Origin of the sequence: Bacillus sp. RCC_6_1 (assembly GCF_041360755.1) — a bacterium.
Taxonomy (GTDB): domain Bacteria; phylum Bacillota; class Bacilli; order Bacillales; family Bacillaceae_G; genus Bacillus_A; species Bacillus_A cereus.
The window spans coordinates 1,052,352-1,068,232 of record NZ_JBFUPV010000001.1 but is presented as its reverse complement, the minus strand read 5'-3'; the positions used below and the strand labels follow the sequence as shown (position 1 = coordinate 1,068,232).

The following is a 15,881-nucleotide window of genomic DNA, read 5'->3' as shown; positions in this document are numbered from 1 at the left end:
AAGCAGGGGAAAGCTTATCAAATAAAGAAGATATAAAGGAAATAGGAGGGGAAATGATGTTTACAAGTCGAGTAACAGACATATTAAAAATTGAGTATCCCGTTGTTCAAGCCGGTATGGCAGGCGCGATTACGACGCCAGAACTTGTTGCAGCAGTAAGTAATAGCGGAGGATTAGGGACGCTTGGAGCGGGCTATATGAGCCCAGAACAAATTCGTGAAGCGATTTATAGAATAAGAGAACTAACAGATAAGCCTTTCAGTGTTAATTTACTTGTAACGAAAGAGATACAAATAGAAGAAGAGAAGGTAAATGAGGCGAAAGTATTACTAAGTGGAGTAAATAGAGAATTAGGTATAGAAGTAGAAGGGACGTTAAAACTTCCAAAAAGCTATAAGGAACAATTACAAGTGTTATTAGATGAAAAAGTACCAGTCGTTAGCTTTGCATTTCAAACGTTAGAAAAAGAAGAAATAAATGATTTAAAAAGAAGTGGAATAAAAGTTATCGGAACAGCTACCCATGTGAAGGAAGCGAAAGTACTTGCCGAGCTAGGAGTAGATATTATTGTCGGGCAAGGAAGCGAAGCCGGAGGGCATAGAGGAACGTTTATTGGGAAAGAACGAGATGCTATGATCGGTACTTTTGCGTTAATACCTCAGTTAGTAGGGGCTATTCCGCATATCCCAATTGTCGCAGCAGGTGGTGTAATGAACGGACAAGGGCTTGTTGCGGCATTGGCACTAGGAGCAGAAGGTGTTCAAATGGGATCGGCCTTTTTAACAAGTGAAGAGAGTATTACGCACGATGTGTATAAAGAAGCGGTTTTACATAGTACAGATACGAGCACAACTGTAACTCGTGCGTTTTCCGGGAAATATGCACGGGGTATTCGGAATGAATTTATAGAGAGACATGAAGGAAAAGAAGAAGGGCTTCCGATGTATCCAGTGCAAAACGTATTAACTTCTAAAATACGCAAAGAGGCAGCGAAGCAAAATAAGGAAGAATATATGTCGCTTTGGGCAGGACAGGCAGCATCATTAGCTCGAATCGAATCAGCTCAGTATGTAGTGGAGCGAGTTATGAAAGAAGCAGAGAATGCAATCGAACAATTACAAAATATATACAAAAAGACCACTTGAGTAATTCAAGCGGTCTTTTCACTAGTTTGCTTTATAAAATTGTTGGATGGCTTCGTCGATGTAAACCCAGCCTTTCCAACCTAAGTGCATATGATCTTTTAAGAAGTATTTATCGTATTCATGATTTGAGAAGTCGGCAATTGGATAACCAGCTTTTTCAATTTGCTCATGAACTTTCTTATAGTATGCTTCGCGGCGTTCTTTCGGGAAGCCAGCGTAGTCGTACCAAGGACCTTTTACAGGAACAGAAATGAAGAGTGGTTTTGCACCAGATTGTTTTAATAAATCAAGTACAATTTGTAAATCTTCATATTCTGGCGATTGATCATAAGCATCATTTTTTAAGTAGCCTTCACGTTGCTTTAATTTCTTCTTGATTTTGCTATTGAAGTAACCATCTTCGATACCATATTCATTAGATCCAGATTCTGCTGCACCTGTTTGATCTGCATGTTTACGAGCTTCATCCCAGTTCATTTGTTTTAATGAAGGGTCAAGCTTTTCTTTATGCGGTTTAATATTAAACATAGCTGTAAATAAATCTTTACGATCTAAAATGTTACGGTAAATATAAGCGAAAGGTTTAGCAGCAAGTGCTTTTACTTTATACTTCGTATCATCATAAGCGATGCCTTCAAGCGAGATTTTTAATAAAGTTTCTTTTTTTACAATCTCAAAGTTTAATAAACGCTTTGCAATTTGTTTTTTCATTTCAGGTTTTAAATCATTGTTGAAAATGAAGTGGTAACCTTGTTGTTTTGAAAAGTTAGGTGCAAAGTGCGTTTCATCAATACCTTGTGGTACAAACCATTGCGGAGAAAGAACGAATACCATTTTCTTATCTTTCAATTGATCCATTGTAGATGCGAAGTTTAACACATGTACAAGGTCTTGTGTTCCGCCGCGTCCAAGAAGGAATGGCGTAAATCCTTCAGGCTTTACTTTAAAATAATTAGATGGATGGAAAGCATCCATACGTGCGAATTCCGATGAACCGTACATCGGAAGATATTTTGGATCTGCTAACATCTTTTGCTGTAAAATCATACTTTGAATTTTTTCTTCTTTTAAAGAAGTAGCAGCTTGTTCTACTTTTTCATCACTTAAAAGTGGAAGTAGGAAGCGCGTTGGAATAAGTAAGAATACAGCAAAAAGGGCCAATGCTAAAAGCATCGGACCAAATTTTGCTTTGTTCATCGGATTTCTTCCAACTTTTTAATAACCATGTTTGGTGTAGCCCACTCGTCACGGTCAAAATCAGAAATAGAAACTTCAATATCTAAACGCTCTTGGAATTCAACTAATAAAGATACTACAGCGAAAGAATCAAGGATACCTTCTTCAAATAATTGAACATCTAAGTTTTCTTTCACAATATCGTTTTCACATACTTCTTCTAAAATATCTAATACTTGCTCTTTGAATTCTGCCATTTTTAAAATCTCCTTTATATCCGAAATTATTATATGTGCAACTTCTTAATGGAATAAGAAGGGTGCATTAAAAGTATCTGTTAAGGTGTCCAGAGAAGATTAGGAAACCGAAACATACAACGTGGAACGTAATTACAATCGCAAGGACGTGTGTAAATTTATTGTTTGGCCAAAACTTATGCTTTTTGTTTTTTCGTTCGAAAATATCGAATAAAATGAACAGTGCGGCATGATAGAGACCATAAATAACATATTGTGCAACAGCGCTTCCTTGGATATGCCAAATTCCCATAATGAAGAAGTTTAAAAATGCACCGATATACGAAATTGTGTAACGGTTCTTAATTAACTTTTTCTTCGTTGCAAAAAATACGAAACGCATGTAGATGAAGTCACGGAACCAGAATGATAAACTCATGTGCCAGCGGTTCCAGAAGTCTTTAATATTACGACTAAGGAATGGCTTATTAAAGTTTTCTGGCGTTTTAATTCCCATCATATAACTTACACCAATTACAAAAGAGCTATAACCAGCAAAATCAAAGAATAGATATAAGCTATAGCTATACATGTAAATCATATTTGAAAAGATTGTATCGTGTTGAGCGAATGCTGGATCCATACAATATTGCTTTATTAAGTAAGCAATAATAAATTTATACAAGAAACCTTGGAAAATACGATTTAGTCCTGTATATAGTAAATTTTGATATTCTTCAGCGCTAGGTGGCTTTTGAATATCTTTTTGGAATCTACGGTAACGATCGATAGGTCCTGTTGAAATCGCAGGGAAAAATAAAACGAATTCCCAGAAGTTAAAGAAAGAAAGCTCTTTAATTAAACCATCACGAACTTCAAATACCATTTGAACTGCTCTGAATGTTACGTAAGATATACCTAGAAAAACAACAAGTTTTAACTCAGGTAGTAACGATGCAAATGGTGCGATTTTTGCCAAAATAAGAGGCAAAATCGATAAAATAACAGCTATGCAAAATGTGAATGTACTATTATTTTGTTTTCTTAAAATTAAATAGCCTTTAATTAGGGCATATTGCCAAATAATAAATGCGGCTAACATCATTGCTTGCTTTGGTTTATCTGAGAAGATAATAGCAAGCATGACTAATGTTAAAACGGCATTATATTTACGCAACATTTTACCTTTTAATCCAGCTATGATAGTAGGTATTAATAAAATGCCCACTATAGCGAAAAAATAAAATGATCCATATGCGGTCATGCTGTAACCTCACTCAATAATTTTTTGCGATCTACCTTTCCATTTGGTGTCATTGGAATAGAAGATTGATACATGAATTTACGTGGAATCATGTAGTTTGGTAATCGCTCATTGAGTTCTTTTTTGATTGCAGATGTTAATTTGAATTCTTTTTCAAACGAATGCTCCCCAGGAACAACAACCGCTAATAAATAATCGTATTTCTCACCTTTTTTAATTGGAACGATAACTGCTCCTTCTACGTAAGAACACGCACGAAGGTGATGCTCAATTTCTTCTAATTCCATTCGATAACCATGCAACTTAATTTGGAAATCAAGACGACCATTATAGAATAGAAGACCATTTTCAACATAGCCAGCATCGCCTGTTTTATAGGCGCGCTCACCGTCAATCATAGTAAATGCTTTTTCTGTTAATTCAGGGCTTCCTAAATATCCAACGCTTACGCTTGGACCGACAATTACGATTTCACCTTTTTCACCATCAGGTGCAATCGTGCCATCTTCTTTCATAATAAGAAGGCGACAGTCTGATTTACAATAGCCAACTGGAAGTGATTTGTATTGATTAAGCACTTCTTCTGTAACGTGAATACCTGTTACAGCGACAGTAGCTTCTGTTGGACCGTAAGTATTCATAATTGTTGCTTTTGGGAAACGCTCAATTAATTTTCTAGCCACTTCATTTGGTAACACTTCACCGCAGAATAAGAATGTTTTCATGTTCGGTAGCATACTTTCAGAGAAGGATGCTTCCATTAAACACATTTCAGCGAAAGAAGGTGTCGAAGTCCATACTTGAATATCCGATTGCTCTAAAGAAGCAAACAAGTCTTTTGGACGCGCAATCATATCTTTATCGATTGCCCAAAGTGTACCACCTGTTACTAATGATGGGTAAATATCCATTACAGATAAATCGAATGAGAAAGGTGCTTGATTTAAGAATACTTGCCCTGTTTGTAAGTTGAAATCTTCTACAGCCCATTTTGTAAAGCTAACAAGGCAGTTATAAGTAATCTGAACCCCTTTCGGATTACCTGTGCTTCCTGATGTGTAAATAATGTAGAAGTTCTCATCACCTTTTACCGCATGTTCAGGATTTGGAGTGTTCCCTTTATGAGTAAAGAAAATATCTTTTAAGTTGTCTTCACTTACGATGCGAACTGGTAAATCAGTTACAGTTACTGCTGTTGCCGATAAAAGTAATTTCGCACCAGAATTTTCAGCAATACGTTGTACACGATCAGCTGGGATAGATAAATCTACAGGAATGTAAGCATGTCCAGCTTTTACACATCCTAAAAAGTTAACAATCATTTCAGGTTGCATATGGCCATACACCATAATTGGTGAACGATCGTCTGGATACTCAGAAGAAATCCAATGTGCTAACGCATCAGAATCTTCCTTTAATTGTTTGTACGTAATTTTCGCATCTCGCCAAACAAAAGCGGTTTGATCAGGCGTTTCTGCAGCCCACTTTTCAATTTGTTCTAATAACTTCATAACGTTCCCACCCTAGAATTCATTGTAAATAAATGTACTTGTGTTTGTATCATGGAATCCATACAACCAAAGTAATGCAAATAAAATTGCAAGATAATAAACCGTCTTTGCAACCCATTGTGTGAGTGGTCGAGACCATATCTCTTTTAATCTTTCCATGTCTTTCCCTCTCTTAATGAAATAATAGCTCTTTGTAGGTATCATGTCCTACATTATTGTGAAAAAAACAAAATCCCACATTTTAGGTAAAAATAAGTCAAAAGGCTCTTTTTTGATATTAGCACTAAATACTAAAAAAGAAAATCCCTAACTTAGCAATTATATTACATTCAGCATGAATTTGTAATGGGTTTGACATGTAAATAGAAAGTGGATTGTGTGAATACATAAAAGTGGACTATAAGAATACGTAAAAATACAGTATTTGTTTTTATTAATCATTCAAGACGGAGTAAACTTTTAAATTTCTAGTTCTTTTGAAAAGGAGGAAATTATCATGAATAGAGTGTGGAAGAATCTAATTTCGGAAGAAAATATCGTGAAATGGAGAAGGCACTTCCATAAGTATCCGGAATTATCATTTCATGAAAAAGAAACTTCGCAATTTATATATGATACATTATGCTCATTTTCTTCTTTTGAAGTAACGAGACCGACGAAGTATAGTGTACTAGCAATTAAAAGAGGTGTGAAGCAAGGGAAAGTAATTGCGATTCGAGCTGATATAGATGCTTTGCCAATTCAAGAGGAGACAAGTAAATCTTATATATCTGTGAATAAAGGAATGATGCATGCATGTGGGCACGATGCTCACGCAGCTATTTTATTAAGCACAGCAGAGGTGCTATCAAATATAAAGGAAGATTTTGCAGGTGAGATTCGTCTATTCTTTCAGCACGCAGAAGAGGTGTATCCCGGTGGGGGACAAGAAATGGTTGAGGCAGGTGTAATGGACGGTGTTGATTATGTAATAGGTTTACATGTTATGTCTGGATTAGAAAGCGGAAAGATAGGAATTGTGTATGGGCCGATGATGGCGGCACCAGACGTATTTACAGTTGAAATTCAAGGCAAAGGAGGACATGCGGCGCGGCCAGAAGAAACGATAGACCCTATTGCTATCGGAGCACAGATTATTACAAATTTACAACATATCGTATCAAGAAATACGAGTGCTTTTATGCAAAGGGTTATTTCAGTTACACAATTTCATGGGGGAACGGCTGACAATATTATTCCTAGTACAGCAACTTTAATGGGAACCGTTCGTTCATTTAATCAAGCATTGAGGGTGGAAGCAGAAGGGAAAATCGAGAAAATTGTGAAAGGAATTACAGAAGCACATGGAGGATCGTATACATATACGTATCGATATGGATATGATCCGGTTATTAATGATGAATATATTACGAAAATAGTAGAAGAAAGTGCACTACATTTGTTTGGGAATGAGCGTGTTGTGAAGCTTGAACCTTCTATGGGTGGGGAAGATTTTTCAGCATATTTAAGAAAAGCACCCGGTTGTTTCATTAAATTAGGAACAGGTAATGAAAATATATATACTTGTTATCCACATCATCATCCGAAATTTGACGTGGATGAATCAGCATTAATTTGTGGAGTGGAGCTATTTTTAGAGACGACTATAAGATTACTAAAATCATAGAAAAACAAAAAAAGGCAACTGCACTCTATTGCAGTTGCTTTTATTTCTTTCCGTCAGAGAGGGCTGAGAAAGAACTATGCTCATTCATAGTATATGAATAGCTAACGGACAAGCTTGTACATTTTAATCATTTTTTAAAAAATAGTTGTTGACATTGATAATCAATGTCAATTAATCTAAAAGTAGTTGAAATTGATAATTATTATCAATAGGATGGATGCGACATGTTAATGAGAAAAAATTTTCACCTTCTGCGGAGGGGATTAAAAGATAAAAATAAAGATAAAGATGTTGATCAGCATATGGAATGGCAAAGAAATGTAATTCGGTCTGAATATGTAGATGAGAATAAGAGCATTCAAACAGAAAAAGAGATACAAAGTAAAGGGAGAGGTTCAGTTGAGTAAGTTAGTAATGATTTTTGCAAGTATGAGTGGAAATACCGAGGAAATGGCTGACCACATTGCCGGCGTAATTCGTGAAACAGAAAATGAAATTGAAGTTATTGATATTATGGATTCACCAGAAGCTTCTATATTAGAACAGTATGATGGAATTATTTTAGGTGCATACACTTGGGGAGATGGTGATCTTCCTGATGACTTCTTAGATTTTTATGATGCAATGGATTCTATTGATTTAACTGGGAAAAAAGCGGCAGTATTCGGATCGTGTGATTCGGCTTATCCGAAATACGGAGTGGCAGTTGACATTTTAATAGAAAAGCTACAAGAGCGCGGGGCAGCAGTTGTGTTAGAAGGACTAAAAGTAGAATTAACGCCAGAAGATGAAGATGTAGAAAAATGTTTACAGTTTGGAGCTGAATTTGTAAAACACCTTTCTTAATGGCAGAAGGGAGATGAAGAGCAAGTGCATGAGAAAATCTCAATCAAAACGATGACAGATTATCATTTGTATGATTTTATGCGTTGTCCGCATAAATTTTATTTTCGTCATATAAAAAGAAGAGAACCTTCTTCATTTGAATGGCAACAAATAGCACAAATGATTGTCAATCAAATTATTAACGAGTATTACACGCTACCTGCGGGTCAACAAACGAAAATTGTACTTTTAATATTAATAGAAAAGTATTGGAAAAAAGTAAGGATTAATATGTTTGCTTCGAAGACGGAGTACTATATTGTATTAGCTAAGCTAACGGATCACTTATTACAGTTTGTTGAAAAGGATGATAGTCAGACACCACCATTGTTTTTATACGAGAAGTTTCAAACATATATGGAAGAGTTAGGTGTCCACATGTCATTGACATTTGAAGTTGGTGAGTGGAGTGCTGGGTCGTTTGTAATTAAAAAGTATGTCGTCGATGCGGATGAGGAAATGCTTGCTCTTTGTCAGAAGCTAATGACAGTATTCAGTTATAAAGCTTTCGGCGTTCTTCCAGGAAAGATTGAAGTTATTAATTTAATAGAAGGAACTAAGTATGAGTACATTCCAAAACAGGAAGATATTATAACTGGAATGGCTGATTTATCTAGAATGAAAGAAATGTTGCAACAACCTGAGCATTATACAGAGCGTCATTTTCGTTCTGAGTGTATAAGTTGTGCATTTCGTAGTGAATGCCAAGGGGAAGAAGTAAAGAAAGAAGCGGAGCAGAAGAAAAATATCGTACATTAAAGGATGCAACTTTGCATCCTTTTTTGTTGTTGACATGAAAAGCTTTTCATCATTTACCGTATATTTATAGCAGATTTTAATAAAGTGAATCTTTAATCAGTGGGGGTTTTGTCAATCCCCCACTGATTATCAGCCCTCATTAATCGGGCTACCCGCAAATAGCAGGATAAAGGGAGGAATAATCAATGAAAGATGAAACAAAAGTATTTCAATGGTTAAAAGAACAAAATGCTCCTTTTGGAATTCAACTGCAAATTTTACAAGCATTTCAACTGTATAAAGTCATTGTTGAAATGGATAAAAAGTTAATGTTGTATGAGGAGAGAGAGCAGAGGGAGAGAATGTAATCTCATCCCTGCAGTATTATTTTCAGTTGTTCTATACCCGATATGAATTCAAGTTCCTCGTTTCTAAGTTAAGTTATTCCACTTTATGATATCAGAATTTTCTTTCTATATGTTAAAATATAGCTATCATTATGAAGAAGGGCGGGAGCATTACGAAAAAAAGACTGTTAATCAGTTCTCTATGTATCGCTTTTATATTGTTTTGGTCATATAAAGAGGAGGTTTTTGCTACCTTTAAACCGATTGATCAGTACGAGTTAAATAAGGAGTTAAAGAACAAAAGTATAGAAAATTTAACTCATAATGAAATGAAAAAGGTAGGAGAGCATTTTGTGACCGAGCAACTATCAGTGTTTGGGTCTACTAATAAAGAAGATGTGAAACGAAAAGGTGAAGAACTATTTTTAAATAGAGGGTATGAACAATTAATGGGAAATTATTATCCAAATCGTTTTCGAGATTTAGAGTATAAATTTACAAACGAGGAGATACGTGAAGAGACCGATGAGTGTTTTCTTTATCAAGCTGTAGCGTACGTTGCGGGTACTGAAAATGGTAAGAGAAGCGAAATGAAATTGAATTATGAAGTGAAAATTGTAAAGGTTAATAATATATTTATGGTGCTAGAACAAAAGCAGCGCGTACAATAAAGGAAATTCATTGCTCAATAGAACATTTTGGGGTGTGTACTACTTAATGCGGAATAAAAAGGCCCTCAAGGAATAAAGGGCCTTTAAAGATTTTCATTTTGTTGACCAAGTTCTTTTTGAGCAATATATAAATTTCCTTGCTCGACTTGTTTAAGGGTATGAACAGAATCCCCTGCATATCCTTTTTGTGTTTTAACAGTTCTTTTTGAACGATTGGAATCTTGTTTCTTCATAATAATAGGCCACCTTTCATCAAAAATAAACGAAAATGATAAGTATGAGTAATACAGCAGCGAAAATGGTAATGCCCATTAAAAACGAAGTGTTTTTATATTTAGGTGGCTTATGTACATCTTGCCGATATCCAGGTGAAATTTCAGGGGCAAATTCTTCATCGAATGATTGCTTTTTTTCTTTGTCGTCCATATGTACCCACCTTTCTTTTTCATTATATTATACGTTACAAGAAAAAATATGCATAAAGAAAACAGCCGCTTTATTATTAGCGGCTGTTTTGTGTTGTATATTTTCGTTGTACTTGAAAGAGACGGATAAGTAGGAAGGCAGCGCCAAATGCTAGACCGATAATAAGACCGATCCAATAGCCTTTTGCGGCCCATTCTGTATACGTTGCTAATATATAACCTAGTGGTAGACCTATTATCCAATAAGCAATTAAAGTCATAATTAGAGCGACATTTACATCTTTATAACCACGCAGAGCTCCTTGTACAGGGGTTGCAATTGCATCTGAAATTTGAAATAAAATCGCAAAGATAAGAAATTCTTTTGCTAAATGATGAACTTTTGCATCTGTCGTATAAATAGAAGCAATTTGATCATCAAAGAAGTAGAGAAGAATCGAATATAATAAAGCAAAGGCAAGGGCTAATCCAATTCCAATCAGTCCGTATTGTTTTGCATTATCGAAACGTTTTGCACCAACTTCGAATCCGACCGCAATAGTCATTGCCATTGCTAAACTTAGCGGAGTCATATATAACAAGGAAGCAAAGTTCATAGCTGCTTGGTGAGCTGCAATAGTTGTCGTACTAAAATTACTCATCATAAGCGTTACCGCAGCGAAAATACTCGTTTCAAAAAAGATAGCAAATCCGATAGGGACGCCAAGCTTTAAGAATGCTGTCCAACTCGAAAGAGAAGGGCGGTATAATTGTTTGAAAATGTTGAAAGAGGCAAAAGGCTCTTTCGTCTGAATAATAATGACTGTAATAATTAAAATGCACCAATATGTTGCAGTGGAAGCAATTGCCGCTCCAACACCACCAAGTTTTGGGAAACCGAAGTTACCAAAGATTAATAAGTAATTTAATATTACGTTAATTGGTAATGATAGTAATGTAATAATCATCGTTGTTCGAGTTTTTCCTAATGCATCAATAAATCCACGTAAAACCGTGTAAGTGAATAAAGGTATAATTCCTATTGCGATAATACTTAAAAATTGAGCTGCAATACGTTCCACAGGTTCTTCTAAGCGCATGCCGTTTAAAATAGGTGAAACGACGAAGAAACCGATGAGGATAACAACGAAACTAGCACAAATTGCTAAATAAACTGCTTGTATGACAACGTGGGGAACGTCCTCTTTTTTCTTGGATCCAACGAGCTGTGCAACAATGGGAGTCGTGGCCATTAAAATTCCTGTTAACCCAGTACTAACTGGAATCCATATACTTGTTCCAATTGCGACACCTGCTAAATCAGTTGGGCTTGCATGTCCTGACATTGTTGTATCGAAAAAGCTCATCGCAAATAATGACATTTGCGTTACGAAAATCGGAAAAAATAGTAATACAAATTGCTTTAACTTTTGTGAGAATGAAGTAGTTTCTTTCATAAAATCCCCTTTCCGTATAAAAAAACAAACTCTTACTATCATACAATTTAATCAAAGATTAGAAAAGAAATACGCGCCTACAACATATGAAGCCAATAAAAAAAGGATGCACTTTGAAAAGGGATAAGGTATTATGATAAGGTGTGAAAAAATTACATATTATTTGTTATTAAGGAGGCACTACTTGTGGCTGATTGGTTAATTGGTTTAATCATGGGTGCTGTTGAAGGGTTAACAGAGTTTCTACCAGTATCATCAACAGGACATATGATTTTAACAGGACATTTAATTGGATTTGACGATGAGAGAGCAAAAGTTTTTGAAGTTGTAATCCAATTGGGATCGATTTTAGCGGTTGTAGTTGTATTTTGGAAACGATTATGGTCGTTAGTTGGAATTGGGAAAGTAAAAGAAGGGCCATCGTTAAATTTATTACATATTATTATTGGGATGATTCCTGCCGGGGTACTCGGTGTATTATTCCATAGTGCAATTAAAAAGGTTTTATTTGGTCCAGGACCAGTTGTCATTAGTTTAGTAGCTGGTGGTATTTTAATGATTGTTGCTGAGAAGTTTTCAAAACCAAGTACAGCAAGAACGTTAGATGAAATCACATATAAGCAAGCATTTACAATTGGAATGTTCCAATGTTTAGCACTTTGGCCAGGATTTTCTCGTTCTGGTTCTACAATAAGTGGTGGTTTATTAGCTCGCGTGTCGCATACAGCGGCAGCTGAATATACGTTCATTTTAGCAGTACCGATGATGGTAGCTGCAACTGGATTAGATTTAATTAAAAGCTGGGATGTATTAAGCTCGGCAGATGTAACGCTATTTGCAACAGGATTTGTAACTGCATTCGTTGTTGCGATGCTTGCAATTGTCTCATTCTTAAAATTATTAGCTCGTGTAAAACTAACACCGTTCGCTTATTATCGTTTCATTTTAGCTGCGGTATTCTATTTCTTCATTATGTAAAATAAAAACCTGCCGAGCTCGGCAGGTTTTTATTTTACTAATTTTTCTATCATGTTTTCCATTACATGTTCCCAAAGAGAAGTATCATCAGCTAATGTAGCACGGAAATTAGCATACATTTCTTTTTGTTTTTCTTCGAATGTTGGATCTTCTTTTTCAGGTAATGTAGCGCGCATTGAAGTTACTAATTCTTGTACTTTTGGAGCGCGTGGTCCAAAGACGGCTTGTTCATTTCCATCTTTATCAATGAAAATAAAGATTGGAATCGCACGTGCTGTTCCATTTGTTAAATATTGATCCATTAATTCTAAGTTTTCATCGCGAATTAATAAACGCATATCAATATTTGCAACTTCAGAAATTCGTTTCATAACAGGTACGCATAAAAGAGCATCGCCACACCAATCAGCAGTTAATACGATAACACGCCAGCCATCATTTTGACGTTCTTCTAATACAGGAAGTAATTCATTTGGAATTAAAAAATTATTGTAAATGTGTAGTAGCTCGTATTGGTTTACTTGCATTTCATTCACATATGTATCAAAGGACATACCTTTATCAGCCCATTGTTGTAAGTTCATAATTAACACCTCTTTAGTAAGATTTGCTTTCATTGTACCAATTTTTATATAGAAAAGCTTGTATTCTTACTCTTTCTTGTCACTTAATAATTTATTTAATAGAAAAAAGAATAGTACGACACATAATTCAGTTAAGTTGGACATTTGTACGCTTTCTATCCAATCATCAGCAGTATGAATGACGAACCAATCTAGTGTAATTTCAATGAATGAGAAAAGAGTGAGAGAAATCCAATTTGGCATGTTTTGAGTCAATGGATATAGCAGCGCTTTGAAGAAACTGAAAATAAATAATGTAATACCATCTAAGAAAGTGATTAATAAAAAAAGAGAAGTAAAGCAGTACGTGAACTATACGCTATACCTGTAATTTGAAAGATTCCTACATATACAAAAAATATAAATGTAAAAACTATAATGAGAAAAAGAGCAATAATACTAATGATAATTGTTTTATCTTTTAGGCTGAGATTTGAGAACCTATCCTCCTCATGCATTAAAATACCCCTTTTTCTGGAAGTTGACTTCATTTTATCATGAAATACATATTAAAAAACTACGAATTATGGGAAAATAAGGTGACAAAAAGTAAGATTTCATGTAAAATTATTAATAAGGTTTTTATTTAACTAAATGAAATAAAAGGAGCTGTCAATGTTGTCTCAAAATCGAGAGCAATTAATGGAAGAACTATCGACAAATGTGTTTGCTATGTTTCGCACGTTGCGTAATGATATCGGAAAAATATTCGGTGGTTACATACCGTGGAATGAATTCATCGTTCTGAGAATATTAAATCGTACGAATAAAGAAATGGTATCGCGTGTAGCAAATGAATTAAATGTGTCGAATAGTCATATTACAGCTGTTACAGAAAAATTAATTAATAAAGGTTTTGTAACTCGTTCACGTTCTACATCAGATCGCCGAGTTGTGTATTTAGAGATTACAGAACAAGGGAAAGATTTAGTTGCGAAAATGGAAGATGCGAAAAAACAATATTTACAAGAAAGATTCTCTGCACTTTCAGAAGATGAAATGAATGTAATGATTTCAATTTCCAAAAAACTTATTTAAGTGATTATAAATAAGAAAACGCTTACGTGATGAAATAGAAGATCTTCCTTATATATGGGAGGTCTTCTTTCGTGTGTAATAGATGTTAAAAAATAAAATGTGTATGAAAAAACATAGAGCGCCATACTACTAATACAAGGAAGGGAGGGAGAGATATGACCAATCGTAACGGTAGTAAAGGGAGCGGTAATCAAGGATCACCAAAGTCCGGCCAGTTTAATCAGGAATTTAGCACTGAATTTGAAACTGGTAATGATAATAAAGGGAAAGAATATCGTTCTAAAAAAGGGAGTAAATCAAAAAAGGAGTGAATTAATTCACTCCTTTTTTGATTTACGATGCTGCCGATTGATCCGTATTATATTTTTCTTCTGATTTTGCGACAATCATTGCGCAAATTGCATCGCCAGAAATGTTTACAGCTGTTCTAGACATATCTAGAATACGGTCAATACCGATAATTAAAGCGATACCTTCTACTGGTAGATTTACTTGATTTAAAACCATTGTAAGCATTACAAGTCCAACACCAGGTACACCAGCAGTACCGATACTAGCTAGTACAGCAGTTAATACGACCATAGCTAATTGCGGTAATGTAAGTTCAACTCCGTATACTTGAGCGATAAATACAGTGGCTACTCCTTGCATAATGGCAGTACCATCCATATTAATAGTTGCCCCTAGTGGTTGTACAAATGAGCTTATCGCTTTTGGAACGCCAAGCTTATCTTGTGCTGTTTTCATTGCAAATGGAAGCGATGCATTAGAGCTAGATGTACTAAATCCAATTGCCATTACTGGTCCGAAATGTTTAAAGAAACGAACAATATTTTCTTTTGCTAATACCTTTAATAAGCCACCATATACAAAGACCCCGTGAATAATGAGTACTAACATAACGACAATCATATACTTGAACATCGCAGCGACGCCTGCAAGCCCCATTTTACCAACGGATGAAGCGAGCAAACCGAATGTTCCAATTGGGGCTAATTTCATAACGAGATTAACAAGATACATCATTAATTCGTTGCCCTGTTCAAGTAATGAATGGATACCTTGAACTCGTTTTCCTAAAATAGCTATACCGAGTCCAATCAATACGGCAAAGGCAATGATTTGTAACATGTTTCCGTCAGCCATCGCTTTTGCTGGGTTATCTGGTACGATATTTAGCAATGTGTCAACGAAAGATGTTTCAGTTTTTGCACCTTCATACTTAAGACCTTCTGTTTTAAAATTACCGCCAGCTCCTGGTTTTATAATAAGTGCAAATGTAACCGCTATAGAGATGGCAACCGCAGTTGTTACGAGAAAGAATGAAATTGATTTTAAACCGATTCTTCCAAGTTGTTTCGGATCTCCAAGGCCGGCAGCACCAAGTACGATAGAAATGAACACAACAGGAACAACTAGCATTTTAATAAGTCGAATAAACAATTGACCAATTGGGTTGAACACATATTGATTTAGTGGCTCAAAGATAGATGGAGCAGCTAAATTTAGAGTGAGTCCAACAACTAGACCTAGAAATAATGCGATTAAGATTGCTTTTGTTTGTTTCAATAAAATCCCCCCTTTTGTTTTTGTGAAATTTCTTTCTAAAGTAATTATACCGAAAAAATCCCTAATTTAACAATATTTTCTGAATTTTTTGGTTTTTAGGTGTAGATAGACTGATTTTGTGTTTGGAAAATAAAATAGACCATCACATAGGATGGTCTAGGGAAGGGGACAAT

At 35.3% G+C, this 15,881-nt stretch carries 20 protein-coding genes and 1 pseudogene; 10 read left to right on the top strand and 11 right to left on the bottom strand.

The genetic code is table 11. From position 1 onward, the window contains the following. Positions 1 to 56: 56 nt before the first annotated feature. Positions 57 to 1,145, top strand: coding sequence for an NAD(P)H-dependent flavin oxidoreductase (locus AB6801_RS05370; RefSeq protein ID WP_097998901.1), 1,089 nt, complete (start codon positions 57 to 59; stop codon positions 1,143 to 1,145). Between the two features lie 21 nt (positions 1,146 to 1,166). On the opposite strand, the gene dltD is transcribed toward AB6801_RS05370, so the two are convergent. The 5 genes from dltD to AB6801_RS05345 all read right to left on the bottom strand — a co-directional run bounded on the left by dltD (position 1,167) and on the right by AB6801_RS05345 (position 5,491). Further along, entirely contained in the window at positions 1,167 to 2,342 is a 1,176-nt protein-coding gene (gene dltD, locus AB6801_RS05365) for a D-alanyl-lipoteichoic acid biosynthesis protein DltD (RefSeq protein WP_001030266.1), read from the bottom strand. Continuing rightward, a complete protein-coding gene (gene dltC, locus AB6801_RS05360) occupies positions 2,339 to 2,578 on the bottom strand; it encodes a D-alanine--poly(phosphoribitol) ligase subunit DltC (protein WP_000807310.1) in 240 nt (79 codons plus the stop codon). Before dltC ends, dltD begins: the two co-directional genes overlap by 4 nt. 67 nt (positions 2,579 to 2,645) lie before the next feature. Beyond that, entirely contained in the window at positions 2,646 to 3,821 is a 1,176-nt protein-coding gene (gene dltB, locus AB6801_RS05355) for a D-alanyl-lipoteichoic acid biosynthesis protein DltB (protein WP_044795438.1), read from the bottom strand. Beyond that, positions 3,818 to 5,332: a D-alanine--poly(phosphoribitol) ligase subunit DltA gene (gene dltA / locus AB6801_RS05350; RefSeq protein ID WP_000770512.1), complete on the bottom strand. Its 1,515-nt coding sequence runs from the start codon at positions 5,330 to 5,332 to the stop codon at positions 3,818 to 3,820. The genes dltB and dltA overlap by 4 nt, the downstream gene beginning before the upstream one ends. A gap of 12 nt (positions 5,333 to 5,344) precedes the next feature. After that, the gene (locus AB6801_RS05345; protein ID WP_000440293.1) at positions 5,345 to 5,491 is read right to left on the bottom strand and encodes a teichoic acid D-Ala incorporation-associated protein DltX; all 147 of its coding nucleotides are present in this window, start codon (positions 5,489 to 5,491) and stop codon (positions 5,345 to 5,347) included. A 337-nt stretch (positions 5,492 to 5,828) separates the two neighbouring features. On the opposite strand from AB6801_RS05345, the gene amaA reads away from it, so the two are divergent. The 6 genes from amaA (at position 5,829) to AB6801_RS05315 (ending at position 9,639) form a co-directional block, all read left to right on the top strand. Next, positions 5,829 to 6,998, top strand: coding sequence for an N-acyl-aliphatic-L-amino acid amidohydrolase (amaA, locus tag AB6801_RS05340; protein WP_097998903.1), 1,170 nt, complete (start codon positions 5,829 to 5,831; stop codon positions 6,996 to 6,998). A gap of 224 nt (positions 6,999 to 7,222) precedes the next feature. Further along, the gene (locus tag AB6801_RS05335; RefSeq protein WP_000929022.1) at positions 7,223 to 7,405 is read left to right on the top strand and encodes a hypothetical protein; all 183 of its coding nucleotides are present in this window, start codon (positions 7,223 to 7,225) and stop codon (positions 7,403 to 7,405) included. Further along, a complete protein-coding gene (locus AB6801_RS05330) occupies positions 7,398 to 7,844 on the top strand; it encodes a flavodoxin (protein ID WP_000041153.1) in 447 nt (148 codons plus the stop codon). Before AB6801_RS05335 ends, AB6801_RS05330 begins: the two co-directional genes overlap by 8 nt. A 24-nt stretch (positions 7,845 to 7,868) precedes the next feature. Next, positions 7,869 to 8,642 (top strand): hypothetical protein, encoded by a 774-nt coding sequence (locus AB6801_RS05325; protein WP_000544577.1) that lies wholly within the window; start codon positions 7,869 to 7,871, stop codon positions 8,640 to 8,642. A 185-nt stretch (positions 8,643 to 8,827) separates the two neighbouring features. Continuing rightward, positions 8,828 to 8,989 (top strand): hypothetical protein, encoded by a 162-nt coding sequence (locus AB6801_RS05320; protein WP_000651088.1) that lies wholly within the window; start codon positions 8,828 to 8,830, stop codon positions 8,987 to 8,989. 131 nt (positions 8,990 to 9,120) lie between these two features. Continuing rightward, positions 9,121 to 9,639 (top strand): biotin transporter BioY, encoded by a 519-nt coding sequence (locus AB6801_RS05315; protein WP_097998904.1) that lies wholly within the window; start codon positions 9,121 to 9,123, stop codon positions 9,637 to 9,639. A gap of 83 nt (positions 9,640 to 9,722) precedes the next feature. On the opposite strand, the gene AB6801_RS05310 is transcribed toward AB6801_RS05315, so the two are convergent. The 3 genes from AB6801_RS05310 to AB6801_RS05300 form a co-directional block, all read right to left on the bottom strand. Beyond that, positions 9,723 to 9,872 carry a hypothetical protein gene (locus AB6801_RS05310; RefSeq protein WP_000743742.1) on the bottom strand — a complete coding sequence of 50 codons (150 nt, stop codon included), beginning with the start codon at positions 9,870 to 9,872 and terminating at the stop codon, positions 9,723 to 9,725. Between the two features lie 19 nt (positions 9,873 to 9,891). Then, positions 9,892 to 10,065, bottom strand: coding sequence for a hypothetical protein (locus AB6801_RS05305; protein ID WP_000341062.1), 174 nt, complete (start codon positions 10,063 to 10,065; stop codon positions 9,892 to 9,894). 76 nt (positions 10,066 to 10,141) lie between these two features. After that, the gene (locus tag AB6801_RS05300) at positions 10,142 to 11,500 is read right to left on the bottom strand and encodes an MATE family efflux transporter (protein ID WP_000665550.1); all 1,359 of its coding nucleotides are present in this window, start codon (positions 11,498 to 11,500) and stop codon (positions 10,142 to 10,144) included. A gap of 186 nt (positions 11,501 to 11,686) precedes the next feature. Between AB6801_RS05300 and uppP the strand changes: the two genes are divergently transcribed. Continuing rightward, positions 11,687 to 12,478, top strand: coding sequence for a bacitracin resistance undecaprenyl-diphosphatase (gene uppP / locus AB6801_RS05295; RefSeq protein WP_016109649.1), 792 nt, complete (start codon positions 11,687 to 11,689; stop codon positions 12,476 to 12,478). Between the two features lie 29 nt (positions 12,479 to 12,507). Here uppP and AB6801_RS05290 read toward each other — a convergent pair whose 3' ends face one another. Further along, the gene (locus AB6801_RS05290) at positions 12,508 to 13,095 is read right to left on the bottom strand and encodes a thioredoxin family protein (protein WP_001999429.1); all 588 of its coding nucleotides are present in this window, start codon (positions 13,093 to 13,095) and stop codon (positions 12,508 to 12,510) included. Between the two features lie 33 nt (positions 13,096 to 13,128). Further along, positions 13,129 to 13,559: pseudogene (locus AB6801_RS05285) on the bottom strand (regulatory YrvL family protein). A gap of 160 nt (positions 13,560 to 13,719) precedes the next feature. On the opposite strand from AB6801_RS05285, the gene AB6801_RS05280 reads away from it, so the two are divergent. Both AB6801_RS05280 and AB6801_RS05275 read left to right on the top strand, forming a co-directional pair. After that, complete coding sequence (locus tag AB6801_RS05280) at positions 13,720 to 14,139, top strand: MarR family winged helix-turn-helix transcriptional regulator (protein ID WP_000081432.1); 420 nt, start codon at positions 13,720 to 13,722, stop codon at positions 14,137 to 14,139. Between the two features lie 155 nt (positions 14,140 to 14,294). Next, a complete protein-coding gene (locus AB6801_RS05275; protein ID WP_000184928.1) occupies positions 14,295 to 14,450 on the top strand; it encodes a hypothetical protein in 156 nt (51 codons plus the stop codon). 22 nt (positions 14,451 to 14,472) lie between these two features. Here AB6801_RS05275 and AB6801_RS05270 read toward each other — a convergent pair whose 3' ends face one another. After that, positions 14,473 to 15,708 (bottom strand): dicarboxylate/amino acid:cation symporter, encoded by a 1,236-nt coding sequence (locus tag AB6801_RS05270; protein ID WP_000814808.1) that lies wholly within the window; start codon positions 15,706 to 15,708, stop codon positions 14,473 to 14,475. Between the last annotated feature and the right edge of the window lie 173 nt (positions 15,709 to 15,881).